This window comes from Nocardia sp. Tas62D01, assembly GCF_055232035.1.
The window spans coordinates 4,121,136-4,136,670 of sequence record NZ_JBUYUZ010000001.1 but is presented as its reverse complement, the minus strand read 5'-3'; the positions used below and the strand labels follow the sequence as shown (position 1 = coordinate 4,136,670).

General features: G+C 66.8%; 15 protein-coding genes. 7 read left to right on the top strand and 8 right to left on the bottom strand.

All coding sequences use genetic code 11. The features are described 5' to 3' along the window. Window positions 1-99: 99 nt before the first annotated feature. Entirely contained in the window at window positions 100-762 is a 663-nt protein-coding gene (gene phoU, locus ACV7NQ_RS20115; RefSeq protein WP_463365755.1) for a phosphate signaling complex protein PhoU, read from the top strand. A gap of 73 nt (window positions 763-835) precedes the next feature. Here the strand turns inward: phoU and pstB are convergent, their stop codons facing one another. From pstB to ACV7NQ_RS20085, 6 genes are all read right to left on the bottom strand, one after another. Next, entirely contained in the window at window positions 836-1,612 is a 777-nt protein-coding gene (gene pstB / locus ACV7NQ_RS20110) for a phosphate ABC transporter ATP-binding protein PstB (RefSeq protein WP_463361070.1), read from the bottom strand. 18 nt (window positions 1,613-1,630) lie between these two features. Beyond that, entirely contained in the window at window positions 1,631-2,533 is a 903-nt protein-coding gene (gene pstA / locus ACV7NQ_RS20105; protein WP_463361069.1) for a phosphate ABC transporter permease PstA, read from the bottom strand. Further along, complete coding sequence (gene pstC / locus ACV7NQ_RS20100) at window positions 2,533-3,507, bottom strand: phosphate ABC transporter permease subunit PstC (RefSeq protein ID WP_463361068.1); 975 nt, start codon at window positions 3,505-3,507, stop codon at window positions 2,533-2,535. Before pstC ends, pstA begins: the two co-directional genes overlap by 1 nt. A gap of 88 nt (window positions 3,508-3,595) precedes the next feature. After that, on the bottom strand, window positions 3,596-4,708 hold the full coding sequence (gene pstS / locus ACV7NQ_RS20095) for a phosphate ABC transporter substrate-binding protein PstS (RefSeq protein WP_463361067.1): 1,113 nt from the start codon (window positions 4,706-4,708) through the stop codon (window positions 3,596-3,598). Window positions 4,709-4,954: 246 nt separating this feature from the next. Then, on the bottom strand, window positions 4,955-5,863 hold the full coding sequence (gene mshD / locus ACV7NQ_RS20090; protein ID WP_463361066.1) for a mycothiol synthase: 909 nt from the start codon (window positions 5,861-5,863) through the stop codon (window positions 4,955-4,957). Between the two features lie 122 nt (window positions 5,864-5,985). Next, window positions 5,986-6,750: a winged helix-turn-helix transcriptional regulator gene (locus ACV7NQ_RS20085; RefSeq protein ID WP_463365754.1), complete on the bottom strand. Its 765-nt coding sequence runs from the start codon at window positions 6,748-6,750 to the stop codon at window positions 5,986-5,988. Window positions 6,751-6,934: 184 nt separating this feature from the next. Between ACV7NQ_RS20085 and ACV7NQ_RS20080 the strand changes: the two genes are divergently transcribed. From ACV7NQ_RS20080 to ACV7NQ_RS20055, 6 genes are all read left to right on the top strand, one after another. Beyond that, complete coding sequence (locus ACV7NQ_RS20080) at window positions 6,935-7,750, top strand: LmeA family phospholipid-binding protein (RefSeq protein WP_463361065.1); 816 nt, start codon at window positions 6,935-6,937, stop codon at window positions 7,748-7,750. Continuing rightward, complete coding sequence (locus ACV7NQ_RS20075) at window positions 7,747-8,184, top strand: thioredoxin family protein (RefSeq protein ID WP_463361064.1); 438 nt, start codon at window positions 7,747-7,749, stop codon at window positions 8,182-8,184. Before ACV7NQ_RS20080 ends, ACV7NQ_RS20075 begins: the two co-directional genes overlap by 4 nt. A 293-nt stretch (window positions 8,185-8,477) precedes the next feature. After that, window positions 8,478-8,975, top strand: coding sequence for a DUF4395 domain-containing protein (locus ACV7NQ_RS20070; protein ID WP_463361063.1), 498 nt, complete (start codon window positions 8,478-8,480; stop codon window positions 8,973-8,975). Between the two features lie 30 nt (window positions 8,976-9,005). After that, window positions 9,006-9,839 carry a sulfurtransferase gene (locus ACV7NQ_RS20065; protein WP_463361062.1) on the top strand — a complete coding sequence of 278 codons (834 nt, stop codon included), beginning with the start codon at window positions 9,006-9,008 and terminating at the stop codon, window positions 9,837-9,839. Window positions 9,840-9,843: 4 nt separating this feature from the next. Then, window positions 9,844-10,149 carry a DUF1416 domain-containing protein gene (locus tag ACV7NQ_RS20060; RefSeq protein ID WP_463361061.1) on the top strand — a complete coding sequence of 102 codons (306 nt, stop codon included), beginning with the start codon at window positions 9,844-9,846 and terminating at the stop codon, window positions 10,147-10,149. 208 nt (window positions 10,150-10,357) lie between these two features. Continuing rightward, a complete protein-coding gene (locus ACV7NQ_RS20055; RefSeq protein WP_463361060.1) occupies window positions 10,358-11,062 on the top strand; it encodes a heme-binding beta-barrel domain-containing protein in 705 nt (234 codons plus the stop codon). 401 nt (window positions 11,063-11,463) lie between these two features. Here the strand turns inward: ACV7NQ_RS20055 and cydC are convergent, their stop codons facing one another. Beyond that, window positions 11,464-13,251 (bottom strand): thiol reductant ABC exporter subunit CydC, encoded by a 1,788-nt coding sequence (gene cydC / locus ACV7NQ_RS20050; protein ID WP_463365753.1) that lies wholly within the window; start codon window positions 13,249-13,251, stop codon window positions 11,464-11,466. Window positions 13,252-13,600: 349 nt separating this feature from the next. Continuing rightward, the gene (locus ACV7NQ_RS20045; protein ID WP_463361059.1) at window positions 13,601-15,532 is read right to left on the bottom strand and encodes an ABC transporter ATP-binding protein/permease; all 1,932 of its coding nucleotides are present in this window, start codon (window positions 15,530-15,532) and stop codon (window positions 13,601-13,603) included. Between the last annotated feature and the right edge of the window lie 3 nt (window positions 15,533-15,535).

Sequence of the window (15,535 nt, the reverse complement as noted above, 5' to 3'; positions counted from 1 at the left end):
ACGGCTCTCAGCTGCGGCAACGCCACCGCAAACCGAATGCACCGGTCATTCACCGTCCGTTCGTGACTTGGTCAGGGCTTGGAACTAGTGTCTGAACTCATGCGTGTCATCTACAACGAGCAAATGGCCGATCTTGCCCGCCTGCTGGGTGAGATGGCCGGCCTGGCGGGTTCGGCCATGGACCGGGCCACCCAGTCACTGCTCCAGGCCGACCTCGCTCTTGCCGAGTCGGTGATCACCGAATACGACCGGATCGCGGAATTGATCCAGGACGCCGAGGAGCGGGCATTCGCCCTGCTCGCGCTGCAAGCTCCGGTCGCCGGCGATTTGCGACAGGTCGTCAGCGCCATCCAGATCGTCGCCGACGTGAACCGGATGGGGGCGCTTGCGCTGCACGTGGCCAAGGTCACCCGGCGCCGCCACCCCAACCATGCGCTGCCGGAATCGGTCAACGGCTACTTCGCCGAGATGGGCCGCATCGCGGTGAATATGGGCGCGGGCGCCAAGGAGGTACTCGAGACGCGCGACCCGGAGCGCGCCGCGCAACTCAACGACGACGACGAGGCGATGGACGATCTGCACCGTCACCTATTCACGCTGCTGATGGATCGCGACTGGAAGTACGGCGTGGCCGCAGCGGTCGATGTGACCCTGCTCGGCCGCTACTACGAGCGCTTCGCCGACCACGCCGTCGAGATCGGCCGCCGGGTGATCTTCCTCGTCACCGGCGTGCTGCCGCCCGACCCCGACGTGGAAGTGTGAGATTCGGCGAAAAACGCTGCCGGACAACAAGAAAGGCCCGCGCTACGGCGCGGGCCCTTCTTGTATGTACTCCCTAGCCGAAGCGACCGGAGATGTAATCTTCTGTGGCCTTCTGGCCGGGGTTGGAGAAGATCTTCTCGGTGTCATCGATCTCGACGAGCTTGCCCGGCTTGCCCTGGGCCTCCAGGTTGAAGAAACCGGTCTGGTCACTCACGCGCGCGGCCTGCTGCATGTTGTGGGTGACGATGACGATCGTGAATTCCTTCTTCAGCTCGGTGATCAGGTCCTCGATCGCCAGGGTGGAGATCGGGTCCAGTGCCGAACAGGGCTCGTCCATCAGCAGCACGTCCGGGGAAACAGCGATCGCGCGCGCGATGCACAGACGCTGCTGCTGACCACCGGAGAGGCCGCCGCCCGGCTTGTCGAGGCGGTCCTTCACCTCGTTCCAGAGGTTGGCGCCGCGCAGCGAGCGCTCGGCGACCTCGTCGAGTTCCTTCTTGTTGCGCACGCCCTGCAGCTTCAGCCCGGCAACCACGTTGTCGCGAATCGACATGGTGGGGAACGGGTTCGGGCGCTGGAACACCATGCCGATGGTGCGACGCACACCGACCGGGTCGACCTGCGAACCGTAGATGTCTTCGCCATCCAGCAGCACCGCGCCCTCGACGCGGGCATTCGGCGTCACCTCGTGCATGCGGTTGAGCGAGCGCAGCACCGTGGACTTACCGCAACCCGAAGGACCGATGAAGGCGGTCACGCTGCGCGGCAACACCGACAGCTTGACATCGGCAACCGCATGAAATTTGCCGTAGTAGATGTTCAGGTCTTTGACGTCGATCCGCTTGGCCATCTGAATATCCGTTCGCTGTTATCGGTTCCGCGTGAGTAGCTTGTTGACGACCGCCGCCGCCAGGTACAGCAGCGCGATGATCAGGATCAGCGTCAGCGCCGCACCCCACACCCGCAGTCGACCGGCGGGCTCCGGATTCGCCAGCTCTTGGTAGATGAGCAATGGCAGCGAGGCCATGTTGCCGTCGAAGAGGTTGGTGTTGATCGACTTGCTGTAGCCGACCAGCACCAGCACCGGCGCCGTCTCACCCATCACGCGGGCAAGGGAGAGCAGGATGCCGCTGAGCATCCCCGGCAGCGCGGTCGGCACGACGATCCGCACGATCGTCTTCCACTTCGGGATGCCGAGCGCATAGGACGCCTCGCGCAGCTCGTCGGGCACCAGCTTCAACATTTCCTCGGTGCTACGCACGACCACCGGCAACATCAGCAGCACCAGCGCCAGCGCCACCGCTAAGGCGCTCTGCGGGAAGCCGAACGTGGCGATCCAGAACGCGAAGATGAACAGCGCCGCGACGATCGACGGCACACCCGCGAGGATGTCGACCATGAAGGTCGTGACCTTGGCCAGTACGCCCCGGCCGTACTCGACCAGATAGACGGCGGCCATGATGCCCAGCGGCACCGCGATAACCGCGGCGACAGCGGTCTGCACGATGGTGCCGTAGATCGCGTGATACACGCCGCCCGCGAACTGGTCGGGCAGCACGCCCTTCTGCGAGTTCTGCCACCAAGACAGCGAGGCGATCGCGTGGAAGCCCTTGCTCACCACCATGATCAGCACCCACACCAGCGGCACGAGTGCGATGGCGAAACAGGCCCACACGACGCCGGTGGCGAGGTTGTTGCGAATCCGGCGGCTCGTGCTCACATGGCGGAAGGTCGGCGCCTTGACGGGCTTGTCGAGTGTCGTGGTGGTCATTATCCGTTCACCCTTCCACCGGCCACGAGGCGCGCCAGCGCGTTGACGACGAAGGTCAGCGCGAACAGCACGAAACCGGCCGCAATGTAGGCGCCGGTCGGCAGCGGTTGACTGAATTCCGAAGCGGCGGAAGCGATCTTGGAGGCGAAGGTGAAGCCGCCGTCGAACAGCGACCAGTGCCCCGCCTGCGCGGAGGTGCGCAGCACAAGCAACACTGCGATCGTCTCACCGAGCGCGCGGCCGAGGCCGAGCATGGAACCGGCGATCACGCCGCTACGGCCGTAGGGCAACACCGTCATCCGCACCATCTCCCACTTCGTGGCGCCCAGCGCGTGTGCGGCCTCGATGTGCGCGGCCGGGGTCAGATTGAAGACCTCACGCGACACCGAGGTGATGATCGGCAGGATCATCACCGCCAGCACCACACCGGCGGTGAAGATCGTGCCGCCACCGGAGATGGTCACGTTGCCGTCGGAGAACAGGAAGAACCAACCGAGCTTCTTGTTCAGGAAGGTCTCCACCGGTTCCAGCTGCGGCGCGAGCACCAGGAAGCCCCAGAGGCCGAACACGATCGACGGCACTGCCGCGAGCAGGTCGACGAGCATCGCGAACGGCCGCGCCATCGCCTTCGGCGAGTAATGCGTCAGGAACAGCGCGATACCCACGCCGACCGGCACCGCGATCACCAGTGCGAGCAACGAGCTCAGCACCGTGACCATCAGCAGATCGCGGATGCCGAAGCGTAGGTGATCGGCGTTGTTGGTGACGAACTCCGTACTGGTGAAGAAGTTCGCCTCGTTGGCCATGACCGAGGGCCACGCGCGGATCAGCAGGAACAACGCGATCAGCGCGATGGCGGCGACGATGGTGGCACCGGCTGCCATCGCAAGCGACCGGAAAACGATTTCCGCCCGCTGGCTGTGGGCAGGACGACCCTTCTTCAGGGCCGGTTCGGTGCTCGGTTCACTCGGCATAGGGGCAGTATCTCCAGCCGCCCGCGGGCTCATCGAGTCCGACGAGCCCGCGGCGGTCACCTCAGGGTGCACGGTCATGGCAGTGCGATCAGGAGATGGCGTTGATCGCGGCGGTCAGTTTGGTCTTGAACTTGTCCGGGATCGGGACGTAGCCCGCCCCGTCAAGGCCGTTCTGGCCGTTGGTGGCCGCCGAGGTGAGGAAGGCCTTGACCGCCTTGGCGGTGTCGGCATCGCTGTACTTCGAGCAGACGACCTCGTAGGTGGCCAACATGATCGGGTACGAGCCCGCCTCGGTCGGCTTGTAGAACGAGGTGGTGTCGAGCACCAAGTCGTTGCCCTGGCCACTGATCTTCACACCGTCGATGGCCTTGCCCGCGGTGGCGGCGGTCAGCTTGACCGGGTCCTTGCTCGCCGAGGTGACGATCTGGGCGATCGACAGGTTCTGCGACTTCGCGAACGACCACTCGGTGTAGGTGATCGAGTTCTTGGTGCTCTTGATCGCGGCCGAGGTGCCCTCGCTGCCCTTCGCGCCCTCACCGACACCGCCGGCGAAGACCTTGCCCGCGCCCTTGCCCCAGGCGCCGTCGGACGCACTGTTCAGGTAGAGCTGGAAGTTGTCGGTGGTGCCCGACTCGTCGCTGCGGAAGATCACGGCGATCTTGTCCGAGGGCAGCTTGGCGTTCGGGTTCAGCGCCTTGATCTCCGGGGCGTCCCAGGTGGTGATGGCGCCGTTGAAGACCTTGGCGGCGGTCGGGCCGTCGAGCACGAGGTCGGTGACGCCGTCGATGTTGTAGGCGACGGCGATCGGACCGAACACGGTGGGCAGGTCCCACGCCGGGGCGCCGCAACGCTCCTGTGCCTTGGCCGGCTCCTGCGCCTTGGGGCTCAGGGGCGAGTCGGAGCCACCGAAATCGGTCTGGCCGCCGATGAATTCGTTGACGCCCGCACCCGAACCGCTCGAGGTGTAGTTCAGGGTGTTGCCGCTGCAGTTCGCCTCGTAGGCCGCGATGAAGCGATCCATGGCGTTCTTCTGCGCCGTCGAACCGCTGGCCTTGAGGGCCTTCTTACCGCCACAGGCGACGTCGACCTTCGCGGCGCTCGGGCCGGCGGTCGACGAGTTGTTGTCGCTGCCACAGGCCGCGAGAGACATGGCGCCAACGGCCAGCACGCCGACGAGGGCGCTGCTGCGCTTGAAGTTCACTTATTCCTCCGAGAAATCACGTCCGACCCGCCCGGTCCCTCACCAGCCCGGGCGGGTGTTTGTGGTGCCGTTCGCGAGGAACTTGCGCACCAGGCAGCGGTGCCGCCCATAAGTAACGTAGAGTCGCGCGGTTGACATTTGGACCAGGCTGGGTGAACAGAAGTTGAACAGCCCGGCGCGATTGGCCCGTCAGGTGTGACATTTGCCCCAGCGTTACTCGGACTACCCCGTCAGGCTGCTTTCCATTCAGTCCCGGGCGGTGTACGCGACGTCGATATGCGCGGGGGAAAAGCCGAGGCGCGTGTAGGTGTGCACCGCCGCGGTGTTGTCGGCCTCGGTGTAGAGCAGCACCTCGGCCAGGTGCCGTTCACGCAGGTAGTGCAGGCCCGCGAGGGTGAGCAGGCGGCCGAGTCCGCGGCCCTGCGCGGACGGGTCGATGCCGACCACATATACCTCGCCGACGACCGGGTCCTCGTCGTAATGCACCTTGGTCCAGTGGAATCCGAGCAGGCGGGCCGGCTCGGCGGCATCGGTTGCCAGGAACAGGCCCTCCGGGTCGAACCACGGCTCGTTGCGGCGGGCCTCGATATCGCGCTCGGTCCAGCCGCCCTGTTCCGGATGCCAGGCGAAGGCGGCGTTGTTCACGCGCAGCAATTCGGCGTCGTCGGCGGGACCCGAATAGGTGCGCAGCGCGATGCCCTGCGGGATGGCCAGCTCCGGTAGCTCAGGTGTTGCCACTGGTCGTCGCATCTGCCACAGCTCGCGCGCGGTCGCAAGGTCGAGCCGGGCCGCGACAGCTTGGGCGGGCGGCCGATTTCCATGCGCCCAGACCCGGGTTCCCGACCCGCCCTCGGCGAGTGCCGTAGCCACCAGTTGCGTGCCGATGCCATGATCACGGGCGGCCGGATCGACCGCGACCTCGGCCATCGCGGGATGTTCGCCGTGTGCGGGAACGAGATTCGCGTATCCGGCGATGGTGTCGTCGCGCAGCGCGAGGAGGTGGCGAGCGGTGCCGGCCGTAGTCAACGACAGCTCGGCCTGTTCGGACACCGGGGCGACGCCGTCCGCTGCGGTGGCACGATCCAGCAGGTCCCGTACCGACCGCGCCGCATCGGCCCCGATCGGCTCGATCCAGCGCAGTGTCGTATCAGCCATCGGCCACACCTCTCTCGTCATCGCGGCGAATGCCGCAATCCAGCAGTACCAGAGGAGGTCAGGTCAACACTGGATCCCGGCTTCCGCCGGGATGGCGCGGACGACAGCCGCACCGGCCGAGGTCACTGCACGGACCCGTTCACGGGCGCAAGCGGGGAGTCATCGGTGCCCTCGGTCTCGTCCTCGACGACCGGAGCCGGCTCACCCTTGGCGGCCGACCGGGACGGGCGCACCGCCTTGTAGCCGACATTGCGCACGGTGCCGATCAGCGACTCGTATTCACTGCCGAGCTTGGCGCGCAGTCGACGCACATGCACGTCGACCGTGCGGGTGCCGCCGAAGAAGTCGTATCCCCACACCTCTTGCAGCAGCTGGGCCCGGGTGAACACCCGGCCGGCATGCTGCGCGAGGTACTTGAGCAATTCGAATTCCTTGTAGGTGAGATCGAGCGGGCGACCGCGCAGCCGCGCGGTATAGGTGCCCTCATCGATCACCAGCTCGCCGAGGGTAATCTTGCCGGTGTTCTCCGGGCTCGCCACCCCGCCGTTGCGGCCGACCAGCAGCCGCAACCGGGCGTCCAGCTCGGCCGGGCCGGTGCCGGGCAGCAGAATGTCGTCGAGGCCCCAATCGGCGTTCACTGCCACCAGGCCGCCCTCGGTGAGCACGGCGACGACGGGCACCGAGGAACCGGTGCTCCCGAGCAGCCGGCACAGGCCGCGGGCGGCGGCCAGGTCGATGCGCGCGTCGACAAGTGCTACATCCGCGGTGCCTGCTTCCAGCAGGGACGCCACCTCGGTCGGTGCCGGACGCACGTTGTGCGCCAGCAGCGCGAGCGAAGGCAATACCGACTCGGGGTTGGGGTCGGAGGTCAACAGGAGCAGCTCCACAAGCCGTCCTCCCATCTCGTAGCTCCGACGACAACAGCTGCACCGCCGAAGCCACGTCGCTCATCACACGTAATCGGATGCAAGATTAGCGCGTGAACCGCGATTGCCTCGCCATCCGGGTGACCAATGCTCAGGTAACGAGACATTCGATACCCCAAATGCACCGCCGGATAGGGTTGAACTCATGCGAAAGCTGATCATCGGACTGCTGTGTCTCGCGGGATTGGCAGTCGTCATCGATTTCGGCGCCGCTGCTTACTCCGAGTATCGCGTCTCGCGCACTCTGCGTGAGGGCGCCGATCTCATCGCCGATCCCGAGGTGACCATCCACGGCTTCCCCTTTCTCACCCAGGCGTTCGACGGCCGACTCCAGAGCGTCGACATTCGCGCGCGCATCGTGCGCCCGGATATCCCCGGCGAAGTTTCCGCCGAGGCGACGCTGACCGGAGTGCATCTGCCGCTGCATGATCTGGTCGACGGCAGCGTGCGTCATGTTCCGGTAGAACGGGTCGAGGGGCGGATGCGTCTGGAGCCGACCGAACTCGGCAGGCTCTTCAATATCCCGGACCTGCAGGTGCATTCGCCCGCCGCGGACAAATCCGACGGATCGGGCGGATCGGGCGGATCGGGGATGACGACGGCGGGCGTGCTGGTGCTCACCGGCACCTTGCCTGGCGCTCCCGCGTCATCCGGGGGCCCGCGCACACCGCTCGGTGGTGACAAGGTGAGTGTGCAGGCGGATCTGCTGCTCGACGGCGACCAGGTGCGGATCGTCGCGACCGGTTTCTACCGCGGCACAGGCGCCGACGCGACCCCGACCGCCGTCATCCCGGAAGCCGACCGGCCCGCGGTGCTCGCGCAGTTCACGCGCACCATCGATACGAAGGAATTACCTTTCGGTGTCCGGCCCACGAAAGTGTCCCCGCAGGGCGGCCAGATCTGGATCGAAGGCAAGGGCGAGAACGTGATGATCGACCTCGACCGATTGCAGCGGCCATGATCGAAATCACAATTCTGGTGGTGATGATGCTGGCCGCGCTGGTGGTCGGCACGGCGCTGCGGCGCCGGGAGGGAAAGCTGCGCGCCACCACGGTGGTCGAGCCGGCGACGTCCGCGCGCGCCGAGCTACTCGCCGCCGCCGGAGTGACCTGTTCGGGTCCCGCGGTACTGCATTTCTCCGCCGACTGGTGCGTGCCGTGCGCCGCGGTGCGCCGGGTCGTCGCCGGGGTGACCGAGGAACTGGCGAGTTCGCCGAATCCGCCGCTGGATATCGAGATCGACATCGACGCCGAGCCCGCACTGGCCAGGGAACTGAACGTGCTCTCCTTGCCGACCACCTTCGTCTTCGATGTCGAGGGCAGGGAGCGATTCCGGATCTCCGGTGTCCCCAAGACCGGAGACCTGCGCACCGCGCTCGAGCCGCTGACAGTGTAAAAATCGGGCTTGAAAAGGCTTAATGGCCGATGCGACGAACCCGGGGTCCAATTCTCCGACCGAACCGGGTAAACTGCCTATCGTGCAATCCAACCACGAGCTGATGCTCACCCGACGCCGCACAGTTGACCTGTGTCGCCTCGGTGGTTGTTGCTGCCTGTGCCGCTGATCGGTCGGCTCGTTCAGATTTCCTGACGCCGAGCTATGTCCGCCGTGCGAGTGATCTCGTTGATCCCCCGGCGAACTGGCAATTTTTCCAGCCACCAGTGTCATTCAGCGCAGGAGTACCCACAATGTCCCCCAAAACTCGTAACATTGCCGCCGGGCAGCCCATTCCACCGAACTCCGTGGACGTCCGCGGTCCCCGCTTCGCCGCATGGATCACCACCGCCGTCCTCGTCGTCGTGCTGATCGCCGCCGCCTTCTCCACCGCGGCCGCCGCCGTGCTCGTCACGATCCAAACGGTGGTCTTCGCGATCGGCGCCGCCACCGGTCCGCGGTGCAGCCCCTACGGTCGGATCTACGCCGCGCTGGTCGCACCGCGCGTCGGCCCGCCGGCCGAAACCGAACCCGTGGCACCGCTGCGGTTCGCCCAATTACTCGGCCTGGTCTTCAGCGCCGTCAGCCTGCTGGGTTTCCTGGCCGGCTCCACCGTCGTCGGCGCGGTGTTCGCCGGCTTCGCCCTGTTCGCGGCGTTCCTGAACGCGGCGTTCGGGATCTGCCTGGGTTGCCAGATCTATCCGCTGGTAGCCCGGTTCCGCCGGACCGTCCCGGCCCCGGCATCGAACTGACACTGCAAGTCACCACCCGAAAGGAACAACATGGCTCGCTCCGATGTCCTGGTCTCCGTTGACTGGGCCGAAGAGAACCTCAACGCCCCCGGCGTCGTCTTCGTCGAGGTAGACGAGGACACCTCCGCCTACGACGGCGGCCACATCGAGGGTGCCGTCCGGCTCGACTGGAAGAAGGACCTGCAGGATCAGGTTCGTCGCGACTTCGTGAACCAGGAGCAGTTCTCCGATTTGCTCTCTGCGCGCGGTATCTCGAACGACGACGAGGTCGTGCTCTACGGCGGCAACAACAACTGGTTCGCCGCCTACGCATACTGGTACTTCAAGCTCTACGGCCACAACAACGTCAAGCTGGTCGACGGCGGCCGCAAGAAGTGGGAGCTCGACGGCCGTCCGCTCTCGCGCGACGCGGTCAACCGCCCTGCCACCCAGTACAAGGCCGCCGCACCCGACCTGACCATCCGCGCCTTCCGCGACGAGGTCATCGCGGCCATCGGCGCCAAGAACCTGGTCGACGTGCGTTCGCCTGACGAGTTCTCCGGCAAGATCCTGGCCCCGGCCCACCTGCCGCAGGAGCAGAGCCAGCGCCCCGGGCACATCCCCAGCGCCATCAACGTGCCGTGGAGCAAGGCCGCGAACGAGGACGGCACCTTCAAGTCCGACGCCGAGCTGACCGAGATCTACAACGAGGCCGGCCTGGACGGATCCAAGGACACCATCGCCTACTGCCGCATCGGTGAGCGTTCCTCGCACACCTGGTTCGTGCTGCAGGAGCTGCTCGGCCATCAGAACGTCAAGAACTACGACGGGAGCTGGACCGAGTACGGCTCCCTCGTCGGTGCACCTATCGAATTGGGAGCCTAATTACATGTGCGCAGCACCTACCCAGGGTCAGGCCATTCCGGCCGGAGTCGATGTGGAGAAGGAGACGGTTATCACCGGCCGCGTCCTGAGCACCGACGGTGAGCCCGTCGGCGGCGCGTTCGTGCGCCTGCTCGATGGCAATGGCGATTTCACTGCCGAGGTTGTCGCCTCGGGCACCGGTGACTTCCGCTTCTTCGCCGCTCCCGGCGCGTGGACCGTGCGGGCGCTCTCGTCGGCCGGCAACGGCTCGGCCGAGATCCGTCCGGACGGCGTGGGCATCCATCCTGTCGATGTCGCCGTCGCGAAGTAATAGCTGAGGGCGCTGCGGCGACCCAGAGCCACCAACGGCCCCGGCGTTTCCCCGATTTCGTGGGGAAGCTCCGGGGCCGTTGTGCTGGGCGCCGCCGAAGTCGTTAGACTCCAAACGTGGTCCTCTTCTTCGAGATTCTGCTGGTGGCCGTGGCCATCCTCATCGGCTGGTTCGGTCTGTACGTCTTCTACCGGTTGTTCACCGAATCATGAGTGAACTCGCGAGCGAAGGTTCCAACCCGGCCGAGCGAGCGAGTGAACAACTGAACGGCAACGCTCGGTCCGAGTCCACTCGGCGCAGCGGCGACCAGGCCGTGGCCGAGGCCGCCGAGCGCGCGAAATCGACCGGTGCCCGCAATATTCCGGTCCTGCCGGATCTCCCGCTGCCGGAAGACACCGCGAACCTGCGCCTCGGACCGGATCTGAGCTCCTCGATGCTAGCGATGCTGCCGATGGTCGGTGTGTGGCGTGGCGAGGGCGAAGGCAACTCCCCCGAGCGCGGCGATTACCGATTCGGGCAGCAGATCATCGTCGCGCACGACGGCGGCGACTACCTGACCTGGGAATCTCGTTCCTGGGTCATCGAGGCCGACGGCAGGTATGGCGGCCCGGACCTGCGTGAGAGCGGTTTCTGGCGGGTCGGCATCGACGGCGACGACGAGGTCATCGAACTGCTGCTTACCCACAGCACCGGCATCGTCGAACTCTTCTACGGCCAAGCCCTCACCCAGTCCTCCTGGGAACTCGCCACCGACGTCGTCATCCGCAGCCAGTCCGGCATCGTCGTCGGCGGCGCCAAGCGCCTCTACGGCATCGTCGAGGGCGGCGACCTGGCCTACGTCGAGGAACGAGTAGTAGCCGACGGCCCCCTGCAGCCCCGCCTATCCGCGCGTCTCCAGCGCTACATCGGCTAGTACCGAGCGCGGCAGGTACCGCACAGTGCACTCACGCCTGTTTACGGCGAAGAGCGCCCGCATCTCGAACAACTCACCAGGCCGGGGCGCTCTGCAGTCCGACAGTCCCATCAGGCGTCATGAGTCGGCCGTGTTCGGCGTGCCATCGATTGTCATCCAGCGCCGCTCAGGTTGAAGATCGGCCCAAAAAAGAACGACCCCCGAGCCTTCCCGTTGTGGATGCAACTCACACAAGGGCCCGATCGGACAAGACCGGGGGCTCGGGGGCCGGGTGGCTGCCTGGGATTCGCTTGCGCTCGCGCGGGAATCCTCCTGCAGCGGTGGCGCTAGCGGACAACCACCTCACGTGTCCTTTGGAAATACATTCTTCGAACCACCTCCTTCCTTGTGTACAAACGAACTTAGCGAGGTGTCAGCCGGTCGGCAACGGAATTTCTGGCCTCGGCGGAAAGGAGCGGTTCCAGCGGTTCGGCCGAGGCGGGGAAATCGGTTGTCACCTGGCCTGATACGGCGACGCGGACGACCACTTCGGCGCGATGGTCCAACGGCAGCTGGTGGGTGACGACGACCACAGTTCGGTCGGGTTCGACCAGGCCGCTGTCGATGTCGAGTAGATCGCGCAAGAGTTGGGCACCCGGTTCGGCCTCGAGGTGTTCGGTGGGCTCGTCGAGTAGCAGCACCCGCGCCAGCGAGATCAGGGCACGGGCGAGGAGGATGCGGCGGCGTTGGCCGCCGGAGACGGCTGCCGCCCCGCCGACCAGGTCGGTGTGTACGCCGTCGGAAAGCGAGTCCAGCCAGTCGCCGAGGCCGACGGTGCGCAGGGCCTTTTCGGCTTCCTGCTCGGAGAGGTCGCCGCGGGCGACTCGGAGGTTCTCCAGGACGGACGTGCCGAACAGGTGGGCGTCCTCGGCGAAGAAGGTCACGCCCGAGTGGGGTGTGTCGAAAAGCCCGGCCCAGGACATGAGCAGCATGGTCTTGCCCGCACCGCTCGCGCCGACGACCGCGATCCGGCGGCCGTCGGGGCGATCGGGCAGCTGCGGTAGCCCCGGCAACGTCCCGACACCGGCGACCCCGTCACCGTGAGGGCGTTCGCCGCTGCCACCGTTGGAGCCGTCGGATTGCCGCTGCCGCAGCAGATCTCGCCTCGCACCGGTCGCGCTGTGTTCGATCAGCCTCAGCCGATACAGGGCGGCACGGGCGGTGGTCAGTGCCTGGGCGGCGGCGGGTAGCGGGCCGACCGCTTCGAAGGCCGAAAGTGGCAGCAGCACAAGGATGGTGAGCGCCATCGGCGTTATCGCGCCGAGGCTGCCGCCGTTCGGGCCGTAGACGGCGATTCCGACCAGCAGCGCGCCGAGCACGCTGGCACCGATCGAGAGCGGCGTCGCCGCGGCCGCCCAGGCGCTGCGTGCGGCCGCCGAATCCTCCGCTGCCACTGCACGTTGCCCTGCACGGCTCGCGGCCGCCAGCGCCGCATCCAGACGTCCTGCGACGCGCAACTCGGCCGCGTGATCCAGGACCGTGACTGCTTGTGCGGTGAACTCGGCGCGATCGGCCCGCACGGCCGTCTCTGCTTCGCGGGCGGCGCGAGCTGACAACCACGGTGCGACGATCCCCGAAACCGCAAGTGCGCCCGCGAGAATCGCCGCCGCACCCACCGAAATACTGGCGAGCAGCCCGATCGCCGCCGCCGATAACACCAGCGCCACGGCGATCGGCACGAACACTCGCACCACGACCGCACCGAGATCGTCGATGTCACTGCCGATTCGAACCAGCAGATCGCCGCGCCGCAGCTGGGCGGGATCACTACCGACGCTCGCCCGAACCGCAGCAGCGGAATCCGTTGCGACAGCACCTGCGCCGGTCCCGCCCGCGCCCGAACGCCGCCGCATCCACTGATCGGACCGAGCCAGCGTGCGGTAGGCCGTCGTGCGCGCGGTAGTCATCGCACGCAACGCAACATCATGCGTCGCAAGACGTTCCAGATACCGGCACAGACCACGCGAGATACCGAGCGCCCGCACCGACACCACCGCGACACTGAGATCCAGCACCGGCGGCATCTCCCAAGCCCGCGCGATCAACCACGCCGCAAGGGCTGCCAGCCCCAGCCCACTCCCCAACGCCAACGTCCCCCACCCGATGGCCACCGCAATCCGCAACGGCGACAACGCAAGCAACCGCCACATCCGCCGAAGATCGCCGAACACGGTCCCATCGCCCACAAGCGCCGCGCCACCCTGCCGACGGCGGGCCGGACTCCCCTGACGACTCATCCCCACACCACCCCTCCGACCTCGACGTGCTCCACCGGCTGCGACCTCCGCCGCAGTGGCACACCATCGTGCGCGCCTCCCGCGAAACGCCACACCCACGTGGCACTCGCCGACCCACCGCTACCCGCAGCCACCCCAGCCGCGCCACCAATCCGCGCGAGTGGCGCACCGTCGAGGCGAACTCGGCGTGTTGCCGCGGCCGTGTGCCGCTCGCGGATTCGAGTCCGGTGGGGGCTCGGGGACGGGGCGGCGATGGGGAGGGTCATTGGTGCACCGCCGTGATGAAGTCTGGGGTGGCGTGGATTCGGACGATGTGGTCGGCGGCGGCGACAACCGACGGGCGGTGGCCGATGACGACGACCGTGGCGCCGGTGCCGGCGCGTTGCTGCAAAGCGGCCAACACGGCAGCCTCGCTGTCGGGGTCCAGATGGGCGGTGGGTTCATCGAGCAGCAAGACTGGACGCGGGGCGGCGAGGACTCTGGTCAGAGCGAGGCGCTGGCGTTGGCCGAGTGAGAGGCCGACGCCGCCGGTACCGAGCACCGTGTCCCAGCGGTCCGGCAGTTCGTCGAGGACGGCGTCGAATCCGGTGGCGACGCACGCTGCTTCGAGGTCGTCCACGACGCGGGTGGCCATACCGGTCACATCATCGGGCGTGCGGGCTCCGAGTAGCTCGAGGTTCTCCCGGAGGGTCCCAGGCACGAGGACCGGGCGCTGCGGCAGCCAGGCCACTTGCGCCCACCAGCGATCCTGGTCCAGTTCTCGGACATCGGTGCCATCGACCGTCACCGAACCGCGATCAGGCTCGATCAGGCTCAGAATCGCTTGCAGTGCGGTCGATTTCCCGCTGCCGTTGGGACCGGTCAGGACAGAGACCGACCCGGGTCGCAGCACCGCGGACAATCCGGCGGGCGCGGCACCGTCCCTGGCACCGACGGTCAGATCGTGAATCTCGATGACACCGCCGAATACTCCCGCCGGACCGCTCGTGCGGTCGGCCGCCGTACCACCCACGGCACCAAGGGAATTGATATCGGCCGACCAGACATCGCTGCTGTCCCCCCCGTTTGCCTTCATCGCAGGCACCGATTCCAGCACCGCAAAGGCCTTTTCCGCGGCCACCATTCCGTCCTGCGCGGCATGGAACCGCTCGCCGACCATCCGTAGCGGCAGGTACACCTCGGGCGCCAGGATCAACGCCACCAATCCCGCGTACAAGCTCATCTCCCCGTACACCAACCGCAGCCCGATGGACACCGCCACCAGCGCCACACTGAGCGTCGCGAGCATCTCCAGCACCATGGAGGACAAGAACGCCACCCGCAGCGCTCGCATTGTGCGCTGCCGCAACGCATCCCCCAACTCGCGCACCCGATGCTCCATCGAGTGAGCCTGCCGCACTCGATCACCCGCACCGGCATCCACAACATCGTCAGCGTCACTGACTCGCCTCGGGGATCCGCCCCGCGGATTCTGCTGCACGTCAGCGAACTCAGCGGCATCGAGGTGGAATTCCCTGCCAGATTCGCCCGCACCGCTCTCGCGGCCGAGCGCGCGCAACGTCGGCATACCGGCAAACAAGTCCAGCAGCTGGTCCGAGAGGCGGGTGGTGGCGGCCAAGGTGGCTTCGGCGCGGCCCTGGGTGAGCAGGCCGATGAGGACCATGAAGACCGGGATGAGCGGCAGGGTGACGATTGCGATGATGCCGGAGATCGGGTCGTGAACGGCGATGACTACCAGCACGATCGGTGGCACCAGGCAGGCGAGCAGTAGTGCGGGGAGATATCCGATCAGGTAGCCGCGCAGTCCGGTCAAGCCGGTGCTGACGACCACCGCGAGTTCGGTTCGGCGGCTTTCGAGTTCGCGCGGTGACAGGCGGGCGCCAGCGCCCAACACCGCGGTTTCCAGCTCGGTCACCACGGTCGCGCCCGCCCGATGCGCGAGCCGGGATTGCCACCAGGTGGCCAGCACCCGGCAGCCGATAGCGCAGGCCAGCACCACGAGTTCTGTCGTCCACGCGCCGAGGGTGCGCTTGCCGGGGTCGGTGATGACCCCGGCGAGCACCCGTGCCAGCGCGACCGCGGTGACCACGATCGAGGTCGTAATCACCAGGGACAGCGCCACACTCAGCGTCAGGTAGCGGCGGGCCGAACGAGCGTGCCGCCACAAGCGGGGATCGACGGGCGGACGAGCCATGGG

Bases quoted from the DNA above. Each gene is read 5' to 3' on its own strand.
- phoU (WP_463365755.1), top strand. From the start codon at position 100: ATGCGTGTCATCTACAACGAGCAAATGGCCGATCTTGCCCGCCTGCTG.
- pstB (WP_463361070.1), bottom strand. From the start codon at position 1,612: ATGGCCAAGCGGATCGACGTCAAAGACCTGAACATCTACTACGGCAAA.
- pstA (WP_463361069.1), bottom strand. From the start codon at position 2,533: ATGACCACCACGACACTCGACAAGCCCGTCAAGGCGCCGACCTTCCGC.
- pstC (WP_463361068.1), bottom strand. From the start codon at position 3,507: ATGCCGAGTGAACCGAGCACCGAACCGGCCCTGAAGAAGGGTCGTCCT.
- mshD (WP_463361066.1), bottom strand. From the start codon at position 5,863: ATGGCTGATACGACACTGCGCTGGATCGAGCCGATCGGGGCCGATGCG.
- ACV7NQ_RS20080 (WP_463361065.1), top strand. From the start codon at position 6,935: ATGCGAAAGCTGATCATCGGACTGCTGTGTCTCGCGGGATTGGCAGTC.
- ACV7NQ_RS20075 (WP_463361064.1), top strand. From the start codon at position 7,747: ATGATCGAAATCACAATTCTGGTGGTGATGATGCTGGCCGCGCTGGTG.
- ACV7NQ_RS20070 (WP_463361063.1), top strand. From the start codon at position 8,478: ATGTCCCCCAAAACTCGTAACATTGCCGCCGGGCAGCCCATTCCACCG.
- ACV7NQ_RS20065 (WP_463361062.1), top strand. From the start codon at position 9,006: ATGGCTCGCTCCGATGTCCTGGTCTCCGTTGACTGGGCCGAAGAGAAC.
- ACV7NQ_RS20060 (WP_463361061.1), top strand. From the start codon at position 9,844: ATGTGCGCAGCACCTACCCAGGGTCAGGCCATTCCGGCCGGAGTCGAT.
- ACV7NQ_RS20055 (WP_463361060.1), top strand. From the start codon at position 10,358: ATGAGTGAACTCGCGAGCGAAGGTTCCAACCCGGCCGAGCGAGCGAGT.
- cydC (WP_463365753.1), bottom strand. From the start codon at position 13,251: ATGTGGCGGTTGCTTGCGTTGTCGCCGTTGCGGATTGCGGTGGCCATC.
- ACV7NQ_RS20045 (WP_463361059.1), bottom strand. From the start codon at position 15,532: ATGGCTCGTCCGCCCGTCGATCCCCGCTTGTGGCGGCACGCTCGTTCG.